This is a genomic window from uncultured Rhodococcus sp. (assembly GCF_963525155.1).
GTDB classification, from domain to species: domain Bacteria; phylum Actinomycetota; class Actinomycetes; order Mycobacteriales; family Mycobacteriaceae; genus Rhodococcus_F; species Rhodococcus_F qingshengii.
Map to the genome: position 1 here is coordinate 1 of NZ_CAURKP010000119.1, position 16,644 is coordinate 16,644.

The window sequence follows — 16,644 nt, forward strand, 5'->3', positions numbered from 1 at the left end:
CGCCAACCCCTGTCAGCGGTTATCTTCACGCTGCTGCAATGGTCAAGGCCGGTATCTACCTCGTCGCGCGCCTGGCTCCCGGGTACGCCGATTCGCCGCCGTGGCGCATCACCATCATCAGTTTGGGTCTGCTGTCGATGATCCTCGCCGGTTGGCGAGCCATGCGCGCGTACGACCTCAAACTCGTCCTCGCCTTCGGAACCGTCAGCCAACTCGGCTTCATGATGGTCCTGGTCGGCATCGGCACGCGTGACGCCGCCCTGGCCGGCATGACGATGGTCGTGGCGCACGCGATGTTCAAGGCCGCACTCTTCATGGTCGTTGGCATCATCGATCACACGACCGGTACCCGTGACCTGCGCAAACTTGCTCACCTGGGTAAAGCGGCACCCGCTCTCGCGATCATCGCGAGCCTCGCTGCCGCCAGCATGGCCGGTCTGCCACCGCTACTCGGATTCGTCGGCAAGGAAGCCGCACTCGAATCGGTGCTCGAAACGAACGCGCTCGGCCACTGGTCGTCCATCGCCGTCGTCACGGTGATCGTGTTGGGCTCGATCCTCACCGTCGGCTACAGCGTCCGCTTCATCTGGGGCGCCTTCGGACGTAAGACCCTGAGCAAGCCCAGCCCAGCCGTGAGCAAGATGCACAAGCCGGGTTGGCTGTTCCTGTTCGCGCCCGGCCTGCTCGCTGTTCTCGGTCTGGCCGCCGGCATTCTCTCGCCCCAGCTCGAGAAGCTGCTGACCCCGTACTCCACCACACTGGCCCCCGGACCTCACGCCGACTACCACCTCGCGCTGTGGCACGGATTCAACACTCCGCTGCTGCTCACCTGCATCGTCATCGCCGGCGGCATCGCGCTCTACATCGCGCAGCGTCAGATCAGCCGACTGCACTTCGAGCACCCGCCGCTCGGCAACGCCGACCGTATCTACGACGCGACCCTGCGCGGCATGGACACCATCTCGATGCGCCTGACCGGTGCCACTCAGCGTGGTTCGCTCCCCCGCACACAGTCGACGATTCTCGCGACGCTGGTCGTTGTGCCGCTGTTCCTGCTGATCATCGACACCGATGGCGGCGGAGTCGACCTTCGGATGTGGGATTCACCTATCCAGTTCACTATCGCGCTGATGATGATCTCGGCCGCCATCGCCGCGACGCTGATGCGCAACCGACTCGCCAGCGTCATCCTCGTCGGACTCACCGGCTACGGCTGCGGCGTGTTGTTCGCGCTGCACGGCGCACCCGACCTCGCGCTGACCCAGTTCCTCGTCGAGACACTGACACTGGTGATCTTCGTGCTCGTGCTCCGGAAGTTCCCCGCCGAAGTCGACGAGAGCAAGGCGATCGGCTTCAAGTGGCCGCGTGCCGCACTCGCTGTCGCCGTCGGTATCACCGTCACCACCATCGCGGCCTTCGCGACCAATGCCCGAAACACTCGTCCGATCTACGAGCTGCTTCCCGACGCTGCCTACGACCTGGGCAACGGCAAGAACGTCGTCAACGTCCTACTCGTCGACATCCGCGCATGGGACACCCTCGGTGAGATCTCGGTGCTGCTGGTAGCTGCGACAGGCGTCGCCAGCCTCGTCTTCCGCAACCGCCGGTTCGGTATCGCGCCGCGCGTCGCGGACGCCCCCTCCGTCATCGTCGACAAGGCAGCTGCCAACTCGGACACGACGTGGTTGCGCGGCGGAGACCTCATCGATCCTCGACACCGTTCGCTGGTTCTCGAGGTCACCACGAGGTTGATCTTCCCGACCATCATGGTGTTGTCGATCTACTTCTTCTTCTCCGGTCACAATGCCCCCGGTGGCGGTTTCGCCGGAGGCCTGACGGCGGGACTGGCGCTGGTACTTCGGTACCTCGCCGGCGGACGCTACGAACTCGGTGAAGCCGTACCCATCGACGCGGGCAAGATTCTCGGCCTCGGTTTGGCGCTGGCCGCGGGCACCGCCCTGGTGTCGCTGTTCCTCGGCGCCCCGGCGCTCTCGTCCGCCGTCTTCGAGTTCACACTCCCGCTCATCGGCCACGTCAAACTGGTCACCGCACTGTTCTTCGACCTGGGCGTCTACCTCATCGTGGTCGGCCTGGTCTTGGACGTACTCCGAAGTCTCGGCGCCCGCCTCGACGCAGAAATCGAGGTGAAAGCACCATGAGCGCAAACATCGGAATGCTGATCCTGATCGGCGTCCTCACGTCGGCCGGTGTCTACCTGCTGATCGAACGAAGCATCACTCGGATGCTGCTCGGTCTACTTCTATTCGGCAACGCCATCAACCTCTTGATCCTGACCGTCGGTGGATCGGATGGGAATCCGCCCATCGTCGGCCGAGATTCGGTCCACGAGGAAATAGCGGATCCGCTCGCCCAGGGCATGATCCTGACGGCGATCGTGATCACGATGGGTATCGCCGGCTTCGTTCTGGCACTGGCGTACCGGTCTTACAAGATCAACACCGCCGACGCCGTCGAGGACGATCCCGAGGACACCAAGGTTCTCAAGCGTCGCCTGCCTGCCGACGCTCCCGACCACGACCGCTCCGACGACCCGGTCACCGGTGCCCCGAGCATCGGCGGCGACGCATTCGACAAGGACGGCAACCCTATTCCCCTCGAACAACTGGTCAACCTCGAGGACATCGAATGCTACGACGACCTCCACGACGGCGACTTCGAGGACGAACCGGTACCCGACTGGGCCACCGACCTTGCTCGTAAGAAGGAATCCGAGAAGCGACGCAAAGACGCTCGCCAGACCAAGATCGAGGGAGGTGGAGGCGCATGACCATCTCGGACAACCTGATGGGAGCCCTTGCGCCCCTGCCCGTCTTGATCCCGATGCTGGCCGCAGCTGCGACGCTGGTCGTCGGCCGACGTCCTCGTTTCCAGCGCGTGATCACACTGATCGCGCTCGTCGGCGTCGTCGCGGTGTCGGGCTTGCTGCTCTACCTCGCCGACCGCGACGGTACGACGGCCGTTCAGGTCGGCGGCTGGGACTCCCCCATCGGCATCACACTCGTGGTCGACCGTCTCTCGGCGATGATGCTCGTGGTCTCGTCGGTGGTGTTGCTCGCGGTCATGATCTACGCGATCGGTCAGGGTATTCGCGACGGCAGCGAGGCCCAGCCGGTCTCGATCTTCCTGCCGACCTATCTCGCATTGACTGCCGGAATCTCCAACGCGTTCCTCGCCGGTGACCTCTTCAACCTCTACGTCGGGTTCGAGGTTCTGCTCGCCGCGAGTTTCGTGCTCCTGACGCTCGGTGCCAGCGCCGACCGCGTCCGGGCCGGTGTCTCGTACGTGATGGTCTCGATGGTGTCCTCGCTGATCTTCCTGGCGGGCATCGCCTTCGCCTACGCGGCGACCGGCACCCTCAACATGGCCGACATGGCCCTGCGCTTCGACAACATTCCGCCGGGCACACGAACCGCCATCTTCGCTGTCCTGCTCGTGGCGTTCGGCATCAAGGCCGCGGTCTTCCCGCTGTCCGCGTGGCTACCGGACTCGTACCCGACCGCGCCCGCACCGATCACCGCCGTCTTCGCCGGGTTGCTCACCAAGGTCGGTGTGTACGCGATCATCCGCGCGCACTCACTGCTGTTCCCGCAAGGGGAACTCGACAACGTACTGATGGTGTGCGGCCTGCTCACGATGGTGGTCGGCATCATGGGTGCCATCGCGCAGAGCGACATCAAACGTCTGCTCTCGTTCACACTGGTCAGCCATATCGGTTACATGATCTTCGGTATCGCACTGTCCACGACGTCCGGGTTGTCCGGCGCGATCTACTACGTCGCCCACCACATCATCGTGCAGACGACGCTCTTCCTCGTCGTGGGTCTGATCGAACGACAAGCCGGGTCGTCGTCGCTGCGCCGTCTCGGCGGTCTGGCGGCGGCCAGCCCGATCCTCGCGATCGTCTTCCTGATCCCGGCGCTGAATCTCGGTGGTATCCCGCCGTTCTCGGGCTTCATCGGCAAGGTCGCGCTCCTTCAGGCCGGTGCGGCCGACGCCAGCGCGTTGGCTTGGATCCTCGTTGCCGGCGGCACGATCACCAGCTTGCTGACGCTCTACGCCGTCGCCCGCGTGTGGACCAAGGCTTTCTGGCGAGCCCGGGCCGACGCGCCCGAAGGTGACCTCGCCGACGTCAGCCCGTCAGCGTTGATCGACGAGTCCGAAGAGGACATCGCGTTCGTCGACCGCGAGGATGTCGGCAAGATTCCGCTCTTCATGCTGATTCCGACGGTCGGACTTGTCATCGTCGGTCTGGCACTGACGGTGTTCGCGGGCCGGATCATCGACATCAGCGACAGAGCGGCGAAGGACCTGCAGGACCGGTCCATCTACATCGACGCGGTTCTCGGCAACCACCGGCCCGTGCCGGTCGACGAAGCTCCCGTCGCTGCAGACGACCCTGCTGTAGCTCCCAGTACCGATGTCCCGAATACCGAGGCCCCGAACACCGAGGAGGCTCCGCGATGAAACGCGAACAGGTACTCCGCGTCGGGATCCTGCTGTGGCTGATGGTCGTATGGATCCTGTTGTGGGGCAACATCAGTTTCGGCAACATCTTCGGCGGACTCGCCGTCGGCCTGATCATCATGGTCCTGCTTCCCCTCCCCCGCGTACCGGTCGAGGGTCGGGTACATCTGCTGTCGATTCTGCGTCTGTTGTGGATGATCGTGTACTACGCGATCCAGTCGAGTATCCAGGTCGCGTGGCTGGCGATCCGCCCGTCGCCGCCCCCGGTCACCGGAGTTCTGCGGTACCAACTCGGGATCAAGTCCGACCTGGTTCTCACGCTGTGCATCGACGTTCTCAACCTGATCCCCGGCACGATGGTTCTCGAGATCGACCAGAACCGACGCATCGTCTACGTCCACGTGCTCGACGTCGGCTCGCAGAAAGCCGTCAGCGCGTTCTACCGCTCGGTGGAGGACCTCGAGCGGTTGTTCATCGCGTCGTTCGAACGTGATTCGGACTGGCAACCCAGCCCATGGCACCAGCGCGACTACGAATTCGATGCACCCCGGCAGGAGGACCAACCATGAACGGGTTCATCACCACGATCTTGATCATTTCCGGAGTGATTCTGCTGATCGCCGCCGTACTGACCACGTTCCGATTGCTCGACGGTCCGAGCTCACTCGACCGCCTCGTCGCCCTGGACACGATCATCGCGGTCTCGATGTGTGGACTCGCGGTCTGGGCCGCGTACAGCAAAGACACGACCATCGTTCCCGCGATCGTCGCGCTGGCGCTGGTCGGCTTCATCGGTTCCGTGTCCGTCGCGCGCTTCCGGGTGAGTGACCAGTGATCGGCAACATCCTCGACACGATCGGGGCCATCTCCATCTTCCTCGGCGCGCTGCTCGCGCTGACCGCCGCGGTGGGAATCGTTCGCTTCCCCGACACTCTGCGTCGTATGCACGCGGCCACGAAACCTCAGGTGGTCGGACTGATCTTGGTCCTGATGGGCGCCGTGTTCCTGCTTCGTGGGAGCGTCGACATCTGGATGTTGGTCCTGGTGGGCATCTTCACGCTGCTGACGGCGCCCGTGATCGCGCACAGCGTCGGCCGAGTCGCCTACCGCGAACAGCGCGAAGAGGACGACCTCATGAAGATCAACGAGCTGGAAGACCCGGACTCTCTCCTGTAACGGCATCCCACTCGCCGTCGCGCTCGCCCCACACCGCAAGAGCAGTGCCGGGGCGGGCGAAGAAGGTGGCGAAGTACGCCACCGACATCAGAACCAGGACAGCCATCAGCAGCGGCCCGAAGATCGCCGGGTACTCGGCCATCTGCACCGCAGCGAACCGGTACGAGAGCAACAATCCCGCCAGGAGTGCCGAGCCACCGATCAACAGACGCACTCGGAACCACCCCCAGCCGCGCTCCGGATCCCGTAGCGCCGCATCGAGGGTCAAGCACAGGACGGCACCGGCAATGAGGTCGACGCCGTAGTGGAATCCGAAGCCGAGCGTCGCGGTCAGGGTCGCAACGAGCCAGAACGATCCCAGGCTGCGAATCCACCACGGTCCGCTGCGCGAGTGGATGAACAGCGCGACTGCCCACGCGGTGTGCAGGCTCGGCATGCAGTTTCGCGGTGCGGCGTCGTCGAACGGCAGCGACGACGGTGATGCGAAGTCGAAGTTGGGCACGATGTTCGGCCAGTAGTCACCGATCTGGAATCCGAACCCACGCGGACCGAAGGCGAACACCGGGCCGACAACCGGGAACAGGACGTAGAAGATCGGGCCGATCAGCCCGATGAGCAGGAACGTGCGCAGCAGGTGATGCGACGGCCATCCCTTACGTACTTGATAGAGAGCAACCACGATCACCGCGACGGGTAGTTCGACGTAGATCCAGTCGAGGGCTGCTGCACCGACGGGGCCCATGGCGTCGACGATCTGGCCCATCACCCACGACGGATTCCCGAGAGCCTGGTCGGCGAGGAACACGTACTCGTCCCACACGTCGGTGCCGACGAGAATGGTGATCTCCAGCCACGTCTCGGCAACCTTGGCGGCGATGATGAGCAACGCGCCGAGAGCGACGCCGTGCAGAACGCTGAGTCGACGCTCGCCGGACAACTTCCACACCGCGTACACCGCGATGGCCGTCAGTACCCAGGTGCCGCCGGTGCCCATCGTCAGCGGTCCACCCGAGAACCAGCGGATCGCGCCGACGACCACGTCGATGACAACGGCCGCGGATACCGCGTAGATGCGTTCTTTGTTGTTCAGTCCGACGAGCGCGAGAGCGAGGCCCACCCAAGGCATGGTCGCGGAGCGGGGAACGAGGAAGTAGTCACCGAACAGGCTTTCCACCGGACCGAGATAGCCCTTGTACGACGCGAACGCCTGCACGCCCAGGACCAGCACGGTCAATGCTGCTGTGCCGATCAGAAGGAGTCGGTGAGAACTCGACCACGAACGGTCCGACTGTCCGGGTGCGCCCCCTCGTTGGGACCAACTGTCTATCAACACCGGACAATAGTAAACGGCGTGTGAACTGAATATGGACACCCACTGGACAAACGGTTGGTATGCCCGGATTTCCAGTCCGCGAAACAGCCATTCGCACTGTGAACCTGCTAGGTGCCCAACTCTGCGACCAAGGCGTCGACGACCGCAACCAGATCGCCGCCCGTCGCTTCCGCGACACGACGTTGCCGCTGGTAGGACGCGCCGCGACGGGGAATGTCCGCCACCGACGCCAACTCGTCCGCGCAGCCGAGCGAGACCGCGATCGGCGCCAAGTCGTCGAGCAGGCGATCCAGATCGTCAGTGACGAGGCACTCGTTTGCGTCGGAGTCGAGGATGATCTCGGCGTCCAGTCCGTATCTCGCTGCACGCCACTTGTTTTCCTTGACGTGCCACGGCTGCATGTTCGGCAGAGTCTCACCGGCGCTCAGTCTGCGGTCCAGATCGACGATGAGGCAGTGGACCAGAGCAACGAGGGCACCCAGTTCGGCGCGCGTCGAGACGCCGTCGAACACCCGGACCTCGATGGTTCCCCACTTCGGCGCGGGACGGATGTCCCAGTGCATGCCACCGATCTTGGTGATCACACCGGTCTTCATCTGGTCGTCGATGAACGACTCGTATTCGGCCCAGTTCTCGAACTGGTACGGAAGACCTGCGGTGGGGAGCTGCTGGAACATCAACGCTCGATTGGACGCATAGCCGGTGTCGACACCGGCCCACATCGGCGAGGATGCCGACAGCGCCAGCAAATGCGGATAGCGCTGCAGCAGTGCGTTGATGATGGGGAAAACGCGGTCCGCGGACGAGACACCCACGTGAACGTGCACGCCCCAGATCAGCATTTGCCGACCCCACCACTGCGTGCGTTCGATGAGCTCGTCGTAGTCGGGCGTCCGGGTGACCAACTGAGTCGACCATTGCGCGAACGGGTGCGTGCCCGCGCTGATGAGGTCGACGCCGAGCGGATTCGCGGCGCGACGCAGCAGATCCAGTGACCTGTCGAGATCACTCATCGCCTCGCCGACCGTCGAATGAATACCCGTAACGAGTTCGACGGTATTTCGCAGTAGTTCCTTGGTGATGTGCGGGGTTTCGGAGCCGGCAAGCTCTTCGACCGCCGAAAACACCTCGGCTGCTGTGTTGGAGAGATCTCTGGTCTTGCGATCGACCAGCGCGATCTCCCACTCCACGCCCAGCGTCGGGCGCGGCGAACCTGGAAATGGAACTACCACGCAGAGAATCCAATCACAGTGTCGGTAAAAACACCGTGCTGGCTACTGCGTGGTAGTCGCCGGAAGTGATGCAAAACTCAGGTGAGTTTGTCAGCTCTTGGTGATGACACCGCAAGCAACGCGTCCGCCTGCGTCACCGGTGTCGAGGGTCTGCTGGTCCGGTGCCGGCGCGTAACGCGTCGGGATGTTGCCGAAGTTGTCCGCTCCGGCGTGGATCATGACGGATGTTCCACCGTTTGCGACCAGTTCGTCGACGGTGAATGCATCGGTGGTGGTGACCAGCGTGGCGGTGCCGTCTTCGAGGACCTGAACCGAAGTGAGGTCGCCGCTCGCCGGGTGGCCCGTGTGACCCTCGGCCTGGAAGTGTCCGCCTGCCGAGAGGAAGTTACCCGGCTCTCCGCCGCTGGGGGCAACGGAATTGGTCTCGCACTTGGCGACCTGGTGGACGTGGAATCCATGGAAGCCGGGGGTGAGGCCCTTGGCGTCGAGGGTGACCTTGACGTCGCTACCTTCCTGCGCGAACGTGACCGTTCCGACCTTGGCGCCGTCGGTGCCGTTCAGCGTTGCGGTGACCGTTTCGGCAGAAGCGCCGGCGTGAGCCGTCTCGGAACCGTGGCCGCCCGCGCTTTCGTGCGCGCTGGGATCGGCTGCACCGGTCCACACCGGAGGAGTCGTGCCGGGGACGCTGCTGGGCTCTTCGCTGTTACTGCAAGCGGTCAAGCCGAAAGCGGCAATCGCGACTACAGGGGCAACGACGCGCCAGGACATACGCCGGGTGCTGCTGGGGGCCATCGAACCGCTCCTTTGAGGTGGCGAGAAAGTGCTTCTGATCATAACGGCGCGTGTAGTAGCTGGAACCGACGGGTCAGTTCCACCTTCACGACCGGTCAGTTGGAGGTCACGATCACGATCACGCCAGGTGACGCGTTCGCGATGCCGGCGAATCGAGGCTCTGCGGAGACTCCGAGTTCAGCCGCGATCTTCTGCGCCGCTGCCTTCCCCGCCGCGGACGATCCGTAATACACCGTCGTCGTACTGACGGTGCCCTCGCTGTAGTTACCCGTCTCCTCGACGTTCCAACCTGCTGCCGTCAATTCCTCGGCGGTGCCTGCTGCCAGACCGGAGACGGTGCTGTTGTTGAGAACTCGAACGCTGACATTCGACGTGTCGGTGCCGCTCGCGGAGCTGGAAGTCGTGGTCGTCGCAGTTCCCGAGGGTCGCGACGTAGTGGTGGTATCGCCCGAAGCGGGTTGCGTCGTCGCTGCCGGCTTGGAAGTGGCAGGTGCCGGCGCGGGGGCGCTCGTCGTGGCAGGCGCCGAGGATTCGGTCTGCTCTGCTGCGGTGTTCTCGTCGCCCGATCCACCGTCGCTCGATCCACCCAGTGAGGCTGCTCCGAGACCGATGAACACGATCGCCAACGCGATCAACACCATGGCGATTGCGCGAAGCGGAGGTCCGGACGGCTGCTCTTTCGGGGTACTCACGATGTCGACCTTATCGCCAGTGCGTGGACAGCCCGATCATATGTACGCGTGATTCAGGTGACCTCGAAGCCGAGGCGACGGGCGGCCCTGGCCTTCTGACGGCTGGCACGCAGACGACGCAGGCGCTTGACCAGCATGGGATCAGCCGCCAAGGATTCGGGGCGATCGACCAAGGCGTTGAGAACCTGGTAGTAGCGGGTTGCCGACATGTCGAACAACTCCTTGATGGCTTCTTCCTTCGCACCGGCGTACTTCCACCACTGGCGCTCGAAGGAGAGGATGTCGTGCTCCCGGCGGGTGAGGCCGTCTTCGCCGACCTCGTGCATGCCTGCTGTATCTACTACGGAATCGTCGGCGCCAGTGCCTTCGGACTGGTTCCGACTACGCGCGGTTGCGCCGTCCATGTCACTCCTCGACTGCTGTGCTCGGCGTCAGCGAGACTCGTATGCCCGGTGTTCTTTTTCCGACCGAATTCTCGCGGCCGTGAGTTTCTCGGTCCCCTGGCCCGAAGGTAACTCACAATTTCCCCCGCGGCCCACGTTCCGACCGAGCAACGAATTACATCGCTGTTCTTCAGCAACCATTGAACCATGATCGAGTGTGCGGGCCGTGATAACTACGCGGGCGCGCCGCACTATCCTTGTCCGCATGGCTATCCTCCCCATCCGAATCGTCGGCGACCCGGTACTGCACAAGGCGACAGAGCCGGTCACTCAGTCCCCGGCCGAGATCGCCGAACTGATCGCAGACATGTACGAGACGATGGACGCTGCCAACGGCGTCGGTCTGGCGGCCAATCAGGTCGGTGTTCCACTGCGAGTCTTCGTCTACGACTGCCCCGGTGACGACCGCAGCAGCGAGCGTCGACGCGGCGTCGTCGTGAACCCGGTACTCGAGACGTCCGAAATCCCCCAGACGATGCCCGACCCGGAAGAAGACTTCGAGGGTTGCCTTTCCGTTCCCGGCGAGCAGTTCCCGACGGGCCGCGCCGATTGGGCGAAGGTCACCGGCACCGACGCCGACGGCAACCCGATCGAGGTCGAGGGCACCGGATTCTTCGCACGGATGCTCCAGCACGAGACCGGGCATCTCGACGGTTTCCTCTACACGGACGTACTGATCGGCCGCAACGCGCGCGCTGCCAAGAAGATCATCAAGCGTTCCGGTTGGGGCAAGCCCGGTCTGACCTGGACGCCGGGGACCGTCGACGATCCGTTCGGTCACGACGACGACGATTACGAAGACTGAGAATTCTGCTCTGAACGGCAACATTTCGATCGGTAGCCGGGTGGTTTTGCGATACAAGCTCCCACCCGGCTATTCGCATCCCATGACCGACGTCATCGGCATCCTCGAGGGCGCCGATCCCATCGCCGTCCGCGCCGGCGACGGTCGGCTGGTCCAGGTCTCCGCCGATCAGGTGATCGCGCTCAAGAGTCTCTCGGCCCGCCCGATTCGCATCGGCGAGATTCGAAACCTCGAAACGGCTGCTGCGGCGGCGTGGCCGGGAGTCGAGCAGGCGTGGATCGACGGTTGGTTGCTGCGCGCCGGTCACGGTGTCACCGGCCGCGCCAATTCGGCTTTGCCGCTCGGTGGTGCGGGGGCGGTTGCCGGCTTCGACGCGAGCACCATCGAGCGGATACGCCAGTGGTTCGGTGACCGCGGACTGCCGACCCTGCTGCTCCTCCCCGATCGACTCGGCACCGCTCCGGACGGGTGGACCAGCGAGAAGGAAACCATCGTGATGGCCGCCGATCTGGGCAATGTCACGCTGCCGCTCGGTCCTCCGGTCACCTCGTTCGCCGACCGCCCCGACCACAACTGGGTGTCGATGTACGACGCCCACGGCGATCCGGCGTACGTCGAGGCGGTCCTCACGGCTGTCGTGGGCACTGCAACTTTCGGCGCGATCGGAAACACCGACACGACGCTTGCCATCGGGCGCGCTGCGCTCACCGAGGCACCCGACCACAAACGCTGGGTAGGACTGACCGGCATTCACGTCGCCCCTGAACACCGTCGTCACGGAATCGGGTCGCTGATCTGCGGAGATTTACTCTCCTGGGGTCGTGAGAACGGTGCGACGCACGCGTACCTCCAGGTTTCGGCGGACAACTTCGCGGCGATCGCGCTCTACGAGCAGCTCGGATTCGTCGAACACCACCGCTACCGATACGCCACCGATCCTGTCGGCGGCTGACGCTAGGCTTGCCCTCGTGCGCATCGCTACCTGGAACGTCAACTCCGTCCGTGCCCGTACCGACAGGATCATCGACTGGCTCGGTCGATCCGACGTCGACGTCCTGGCAATGCAGGAAACCAAGTGCAAGGACGAGCAGTTTCCGTACGAACGCTTCAAGGAAATCGGCTACGAGGTCGCCCACGTCGGGTTGAGCCAGTGGAACGGTGTCGCCATCGCTTCCCGCGTCGGCTTGGACGACGTGCAGATCGGATTCGAGGATCAGCCCGGATTCGACAAGGACCCCGAGGCAGACCCGGTCCGCGAGGCACGTGCGATCGGTGCCACCTGCGGCGGTGTGCGGGTGTGGAGCCTGTACGTCCCCAACGGCCGTGAGCTGGAAGACCCGCATTACGCCTACAAGCTGGATTGGCTGGCCAAACTGCGCGACGACGCGGAGGGCTGGCTCAAGCAGGATCCCGACGCGCAGATCGCCCTGGTCGGCGACTGGAACGTCGCTCCCACGGACGACGACGTGTGGGATCCCGCTTTCTTCGAGGGCAAGACCCACACGTCGGAGCCGGAACGAGCTGCGTTCACCGCCTTCACCGAGTCCGGGTTCGCGGACGTAGTTCGCCCGTACACACCCGGTCCCGGCGTGTACACGTACTGGGATTACACGCAGCTTCGCTTCCCGAAGAAGCAGGGCATGCGAATCGACTTCATCCTCGGCTCCCCGGCCTTCGCAGCTCGCGTCGAGGCGGCCGAGATCGATCGAAACGAGCGAAAAGGCAAGGGCGCCAGCGATCACGCTCCGGTGATCGTGAATCTCGGGTGATCGTGAATCTCGGGTGATCGTGAATCTCGGAGCCTGATCGTCTGTTTGCACCCTCGGGCTTCTAGTCCTCGACGAGCAGTTCCAGATACTCGGGATGCTCGCCGAGGTACCGCTGAACATAGGTACACACGGGCCGTACCGACCATTCACGTTCACGGGCGCAGTCCATTGCGAACTGCACGAGTACGGCTGCCAGTCCCTGCCCGCCGTACTCCTCTTTGACAACGGTATGCATGTACGCAACCACGTCGCCCGCTTCGGCTCCGCTCCCCGAAATCTCGTCTTCGTCGCGGTATCCGAGGATGCCGACCAACTCGTCGTCGGAGAGCAGTTCGAATCGTTCGTGCGACGGATTGTCCACGAGCGTGACTTCCGGTGAGGTTCCGGTTTTCGAATTTTCGATGTCGTTCATTGCGGCGACCTCCACGGCACGATGTGCACCTGCGCGATCGGCGACAGCTGCGTTCGCACGCTCTCCATAACTGTGATCCATGCCACTCATAGAATCAGCTACCGACGACGCTGTCCCGGGTTCGACCAATTTTTGCACCGGGAACGACCGGATCGCAATCGCAGTTCGCGCCGTCGTTCCCGCGAGAGGTGGGACCGAGCTGCCGTTTCCCCAGGTCCGATCGGTAGGCTCGTCGTCGTGAAGCTGCTGCCCCTGACCCCCGCCGGACAGACCCCGATTCGGGCATTGACCATCGCCGGAACCGACTCCGGTGGCGGAGCCGGCATTCAAGCCGATTCCCGCACGATGGCGATGTGCGGAGTGCACGCCTGCGTGGCCGTCGCCGCAGTGACGGTCCAGAATTCGGTGGGAGTCAGCGGATTCCACGAGATTCCGCCGGAGATCGTCGCCGACCAGGTGCGCGTCGTGGTCTCGGACATCGGCGTCGGTGCGGCGAAGACGGGAATGCTCGCGTCGACGACGATCATCGAAGCGGTGGCCGCGGTTGCCGCCGAGGTTGGGATCGGCCGCGACCGTCCGATTCCGCTCGTGGTCGACCCGGTGTGCGCGTCGATGCACGGCGATCCGCTGTTGCACGAAGAAGCTCTCGACGCGGTCCGCAACACCTTGATTCCGGCAGCCACGGTGGTCACTCCGAACCTCGACGAGGTTCGGTTGATCACCGGTATCGAGGTCGTCGACGACAAGAGCGCCCGCCAAGCGGCAGAAGCGCTGCATGCGCTCGGCGCTCAATGGTCCATCGTCAAGGGTGGCCACCTTCGTACTTCGGAGTTGTCCACCGACCTGTTGTTCGACGGCGACCGTTTCCTCGAATTCAGCAGTGCCCGGATCGACACCGGCAACGATCACGGCGGCGGAGACACGCTGGCTGCTGCGATCACTTGCGCTCTCGCACACGGCTATTCCGTTCCGGACGCGGTGGCGTTCGGCAAGGAGTGGGTGACCAAGTGCCTCGAGGCGTCGTACGACCTCGGCGCGGGACACGGTCCGGTGTCCCCGCTCTGGCGGCTCCAGGTCTAGCGCTCGAGGTCCAGGGCGCTAGTTCCGGCGCACGCGCCAGATTCCCAGGTCGACGGGAACTCCGTTGGGCGTGGTCGCGAAAAACCCTCGCCGCCATGGCCGGATCGTGAGATCGAGATCCTCCAGGGTGCCGGCTTCGAGTTCCTCGAGAGTTGTCGCCGACATCATGACGTTGCCGTCGCCGCCCAAGCCCATCATCCGGGCGGCGATGGTCACGTCGACGCCGAGCCAGTCGTCACCGATCTGACGCGGGGTACCCGTGTGTAGGCCGACGCGCATGCGCGGGGTGTATCCGTCGAGATCGACTTCCGCGAGCGCGTCCTGCGCGGTGAACACCGCCTTCAAAGCCGCATCCGGGCGAATGAACACTGCCATCAGACCGTCGCCCATCCGTTTGACGACGTGTCCGCCGTTGTCGGTGATCGGAGTTTCCACGGCCTGCGCCACCGCACGCAGAAGGGTCAGCGTCGCGCCGTCACCGGCTGCGAGCGACCAGGTGGAGAAGCCCACCAGATCGGTGAAGACGATGGTCAGTTCTTGATCGCCACGTCCGCGGCCCATCTTTTCCAGCGCTGCCTGCCACACCTGCAGTGCTCCGAGGCTCACTTCGCGAGTGGCTGCCGGCTTCTGATCGAGCAATCTGTCAGCGACGCGCGCCACGGCGCGGGCACCGCCGGGGCCGGCGAGCGAGAGCGGATCCCCAAACCCTGGATCACCGGGTAGTGCCCGCCTGAGGCGTCGTAGCGCGTCGATGAGCTGCTGCCGACGGTTCAGTTCTGCCGCAGAGTTCAAGACGACGTCGACGACGCCTCGAACCGAGGAGGAAGAAGCACCTGCCGTGTCGGTGTTCTCCGGGGACAGATCAGCCATAACTCAAGCGTAACTCAGAGTTACAGACAGTGTGCTGCCGCCGTTCTCGCACAGTGGCCTCCTGGTCGCTCGCACAGTCGATCATTCGGTCAGTCGATCATTCGGTTCTGGCCTGTGTCCGGGCATCGCCGACGGGAACTCCGTTCGGCCCGCTCAAATCCTGGGCATACGTCGCAACTCCGAAGGCTACTGCAGAAGCGTTGGCAGCGAGCGCTTCGCGATCGATGTTCGCGAGGTTGTCCTGGGCACTGTGGTAGTTCGGGTCGAAGGTCTCCTCCGCTTCTCCGCCCCACTTCTCGGCCTGTGCCGGCGTCTTGCGCTCGTCCGCGCCGCTGAACACGCCACCCGCCGGAATCCCGATCTCGATGAACGGGCCGTAGTCGGAGCGCCCGTCGAAGTCCGTTCCGTCCGCCGCAATCCCTCGCCCGGCGAGAAAATCGACGAAGGTGCGCTCGATGCCCGCCGACCCCTCGGGCCCGGGCCCCTCCCCGACGGCATCCGAGTTGTCGCCGTCGTAAGCCAGGTATCCGGCGTTGGGCGAACCGAGCATGTCGAAATTCAGGTACAGGGCGATGTCGGCCCGTTCCTGATCGCTCAGACCCTCGACGTAGCGCGTGGAGCCGACCAATCCCACTTCTTCCGCTCCCCAGAAAGCGAAACGCACGGCATTTTCGATGCTCGGTGAGCTTCCCATCTGCAGCGCGGTTTCGAGCACGGCTGCGGTACCGCTTCCGTTGTCGTTGATTCCGGGACCTTCCGGCACGCTGTCGAGGTGGGCGCCCACGACAACCACGTTGTCGGTCGCGCCGGTCTTGGTCTGCGCAATCACGTTGCGCGACTTCGTCGTTTCCGTCGACGTGTCGAGAATCAGCGTGAGGTCTCCGGGCGCTGCGGCAAGAGCCTCGCCCGACGCCTTACTCACCCCGCCGGTCGGAATGCGGGCGTCTTCGGGTTCACCCAAGGTTGCCCCGCCCAGCATTGCGTCCTCGTTGTTGGCAACCAACAGCGCTGCCGCGCCGCGGTCAGCGGCGATCTTCTGCTTGTCGCCGAACGGGCACACTCCACGGGTGACCAGCACGATTGCACCGTTCACGTCGCGGCCGTCGTAGTCGGTGGCCTCGCAACCGGGGGTCTCGTCGGCGGGAATCGCCACCAGACGCGCCGTGATTCCGGTCGGTCCCGTGGAGGTGGAATATGTCAGCGCCCGCACCGGAACATCGGAGCCGTCAGCGGCTTTCAGGGATTCGGTGCCGGGATCGAAGGAGCTGAAGTCGAATTCCGGGGTGCTGACCTCGAAACCCTTGTCTTCGAGCAGGTTTGCCACGTAGTCGACACTGGCGTCATAGCCGGGGGTACCGGCCGATCGATTGCCCTCGTTGTTGGCGGCGATCTTCTCGAGTTGCTCCAGATGCCCGGTCACGGCGTCGACGGTGACGGTCTCGGAGAATGCAACCGGGTCTGTCGGGACGGCCGCTTCACTTCCCGACGAGCATCCACTCACCACGAGTGCTCCAGCCATTGCGACCACAACCACACCGAAGAGTCTCATCTTCGG

The 16,644-nt window shown here is 64.1% G+C and carries 18 protein-coding genes; 10 read left to right on the forward strand and 8 right to left on the reverse strand.

Annotated features, from left to right (window positions below):
- From RWT78_RS20535 to mnhG, 6 genes are all read left to right on the forward strand, one after another.
- The coding region (locus RWT78_RS20535; RefSeq protein ID WP_314677735.1) for a Na+/H+ antiporter subunit A at positions 1 to 2,159 on the forward strand (2,159 nt) is incomplete at its 5' end.
- Positions 2,156 to 2,788 (forward strand): Na(+)/H(+) antiporter subunit C, encoded by a 633-nt coding sequence (locus tag RWT78_RS20540; RefSeq protein ID WP_003945054.1) that lies wholly within the window; start codon positions 2,156 to 2,158, stop codon positions 2,786 to 2,788. The genes RWT78_RS20535 and RWT78_RS20540, both read left to right, overlap by 4 nt.
- Positions 2,785 to 4,485, forward strand: coding sequence for a Na+/H+ antiporter subunit D (locus RWT78_RS20545; RefSeq protein WP_047268847.1), 1,701 nt, complete (start codon positions 2,785 to 2,787; stop codon positions 4,483 to 4,485). Before RWT78_RS20540 ends, RWT78_RS20545 begins: the two co-directional genes overlap by 4 nt.
- Entirely contained in the window at positions 4,482 to 5,054 is a 573-nt protein-coding gene (locus RWT78_RS20550; protein WP_003945063.1) for a Na+/H+ antiporter subunit E, read from the forward strand. Before RWT78_RS20545 ends, RWT78_RS20550 begins: the two co-directional genes overlap by 4 nt.
- Complete coding sequence (locus RWT78_RS20555) at positions 5,051 to 5,320, forward strand: monovalent cation/H+ antiporter complex subunit F (protein ID WP_003945061.1); 270 nt, start codon at positions 5,051 to 5,053, stop codon at positions 5,318 to 5,320. Before RWT78_RS20550 ends, RWT78_RS20555 begins: the two co-directional genes overlap by 4 nt.
- Positions 5,317 to 5,661, forward strand: a complete 345-nt coding sequence (mnhG, locus tag RWT78_RS20560; RefSeq protein ID WP_003945045.1) for a monovalent cation/H(+) antiporter subunit G — start codon at positions 5,317 to 5,319, stop codon at positions 5,659 to 5,661. The genes RWT78_RS20555 and mnhG overlap by 4 nt, the downstream gene beginning before the upstream one ends.
- Here the strand turns inward: mnhG and RWT78_RS20565 are convergent.
- From RWT78_RS20565 to RWT78_RS20585, 5 genes are all read right to left on the reverse strand, one after another.
- Complete coding sequence (locus tag RWT78_RS20565) at positions 5,627 to 6,994, reverse strand: phosphatase PAP2 family protein (protein WP_003945056.1); 1,368 nt, start codon at positions 6,992 to 6,994, stop codon at positions 5,627 to 5,629. The two genes, mnhG and RWT78_RS20565, sit on opposite strands and share 35 nt — an antisense overlap.
- A gap of 107 nt (positions 6,995 to 7,101) precedes the next feature.
- On the reverse strand, positions 7,102 to 8,226 hold the full coding sequence (locus RWT78_RS20570) for a glutamate--cysteine ligase (RefSeq protein WP_003945034.1): 1,125 nt from the start codon (positions 8,224 to 8,226) through the stop codon (positions 7,102 to 7,104).
- Between the two features lie 90 nt (positions 8,227 to 8,316).
- Positions 8,317 to 9,018, reverse strand: a complete 702-nt coding sequence (gene sodC / locus RWT78_RS20575) for a superoxide dismutase[Cu-Zn] (protein WP_007730117.1) — start codon at positions 9,016 to 9,018, stop codon at positions 8,317 to 8,319.
- Positions 9,019 to 9,113: 95 nt separating this feature from the next.
- Positions 9,114 to 9,710: a LytR C-terminal domain-containing protein gene (locus RWT78_RS20580; RefSeq protein WP_314677742.1), complete on the reverse strand. Its 597-nt coding sequence runs from the start codon at positions 9,708 to 9,710 to the stop codon at positions 9,114 to 9,116.
- Positions 9,711 to 9,763: 53 nt separating this feature from the next.
- Positions 9,764 to 10,114 (reverse strand): DUF3263 domain-containing protein, encoded by a 351-nt coding sequence (locus tag RWT78_RS20585; protein ID WP_007730120.1) that lies wholly within the window; start codon positions 10,112 to 10,114, stop codon positions 9,764 to 9,766.
- 244 nt (positions 10,115 to 10,358) lie between these two features.
- On the opposite strand from RWT78_RS20585, the gene RWT78_RS20590 reads away from it, so the two are divergent.
- The 3 genes from RWT78_RS20590 to RWT78_RS20600 are packed head-to-tail and all read left to right on the forward strand — an operon-like array spanning position 10,359 to position 12,727.
- A complete protein-coding gene (locus RWT78_RS20590) occupies positions 10,359 to 10,958 on the forward strand; it encodes a peptide deformylase (RefSeq protein ID WP_162114831.1) in 600 nt (199 codons plus the stop codon).
- Between the two features lie 40 nt (positions 10,959 to 10,998).
- Positions 10,999 to 11,910 (forward strand): GNAT family N-acetyltransferase, encoded by a 912-nt coding sequence (locus RWT78_RS20595; protein ID WP_314677745.1) that lies wholly within the window; start codon positions 10,999 to 11,001, stop codon positions 11,908 to 11,910.
- Positions 11,911 to 11,926: 16 nt separating this feature from the next.
- Positions 11,927 to 12,727, forward strand: coding sequence for an exodeoxyribonuclease III (locus tag RWT78_RS20600; RefSeq protein WP_003945060.1), 801 nt, complete (start codon positions 11,927 to 11,929; stop codon positions 12,725 to 12,727).
- Between the two features lie 61 nt (positions 12,728 to 12,788).
- Here the strand turns inward: RWT78_RS20600 and RWT78_RS20605 are convergent, their stop codons facing one another.
- Entirely contained in the window at positions 12,789 to 13,139 is a 351-nt protein-coding gene (locus tag RWT78_RS20605) for a GNAT family N-acetyltransferase (RefSeq protein ID WP_003945052.1), read from the reverse strand.
- A 237-nt stretch (positions 13,140 to 13,376) separates the two neighbouring features.
- Here RWT78_RS20605 and thiD point away from each other — a divergent pair, with 237 nt between their 5' ends.
- The gene (thiD, locus tag RWT78_RS20610; protein ID WP_003945044.1) at positions 13,377 to 14,219 is read left to right on the forward strand and encodes a bifunctional hydroxymethylpyrimidine kinase/phosphomethylpyrimidine kinase; all 843 of its coding nucleotides are present in this window, start codon (positions 13,377 to 13,379) and stop codon (positions 14,217 to 14,219) included.
- An 18-nt stretch (positions 14,220 to 14,237) separates the two neighbouring features.
- Here the strand turns inward: thiD and RWT78_RS20615 are convergent, their stop codons facing one another.
- Together RWT78_RS20615 and RWT78_RS20620 are read right to left on the reverse strand one after the other, a co-directional pair.
- Positions 14,238 to 15,089 (reverse strand): adenylate/guanylate cyclase domain-containing protein, encoded by an 852-nt coding sequence (locus RWT78_RS20615; protein ID WP_007730127.1) that lies wholly within the window; start codon positions 15,087 to 15,089, stop codon positions 14,238 to 14,240.
- 97 nt (positions 15,090 to 15,186) lie between these two features.
- Positions 15,187 to 16,638, reverse strand: a complete 1,452-nt coding sequence (locus RWT78_RS20620) for a M20/M25/M40 family metallo-hydrolase (RefSeq protein WP_187781773.1) — start codon at positions 16,636 to 16,638, stop codon at positions 15,187 to 15,189.
- Positions 16,639 to 16,644: the final 6 nt, after the last annotated feature.

What these genes read in the sequence shown, in the direction of transcription:
- RWT78_RS20605 (WP_003945052.1), bottom strand. Translation starts at nt 13,139, where the DNA reads ATGAACGACATCGAAAATTCGAAAACCGGAACCTCACCGGAAGTCACG.
- RWT78_RS20555 (WP_003945061.1), top strand. Translation starts at nt 5,051, where the DNA reads ATGAACGGGTTCATCACCACGATCTTGATCATTTCCGGAGTGATTCTG.
- RWT78_RS20620 (WP_187781773.1), bottom strand. Translation starts at nt 16,638, where the DNA reads ATGAGACTCTTCGGTGTGGTTGTGGTCGCAATGGCTGGAGCACTCGTG.
- RWT78_RS20615 (WP_007730127.1), bottom strand. Translation starts at nt 15,089, where the DNA reads ATGGCTGATCTGTCCCCGGAGAACACCGACACGGCAGGTGCTTCTTCC.
- RWT78_RS20550 (WP_003945063.1), top strand. Translation starts at nt 4,482, where the DNA reads ATGAAACGCGAACAGGTACTCCGCGTCGGGATCCTGCTGTGGCTGATG.
- RWT78_RS20545 (WP_047268847.1), top strand. Translation starts at nt 2,785, where the DNA reads ATGACCATCTCGGACAACCTGATGGGAGCCCTTGCGCCCCTGCCCGTC.
- RWT78_RS20585 (WP_007730120.1), bottom strand. Translation starts at nt 10,114, where the DNA reads ATGGACGGCGCAACCGCGCGTAGTCGGAACCAGTCCGAAGGCACTGGC.
- RWT78_RS20590 (WP_162114831.1), top strand. Translation starts at nt 10,359, where the DNA reads ATGGCTATCCTCCCCATCCGAATCGTCGGCGACCCGGTACTGCACAAG.
- sodC (WP_007730117.1), bottom strand. Translation starts at nt 9,018, where the DNA reads ATGGCCCCCAGCAGCACCCGGCGTATGTCCTGGCGCGTCGTTGCCCCT.
- RWT78_RS20540 (WP_003945054.1), top strand. Translation starts at nt 2,156, where the DNA reads ATGAGCGCAAACATCGGAATGCTGATCCTGATCGGCGTCCTCACGTCG.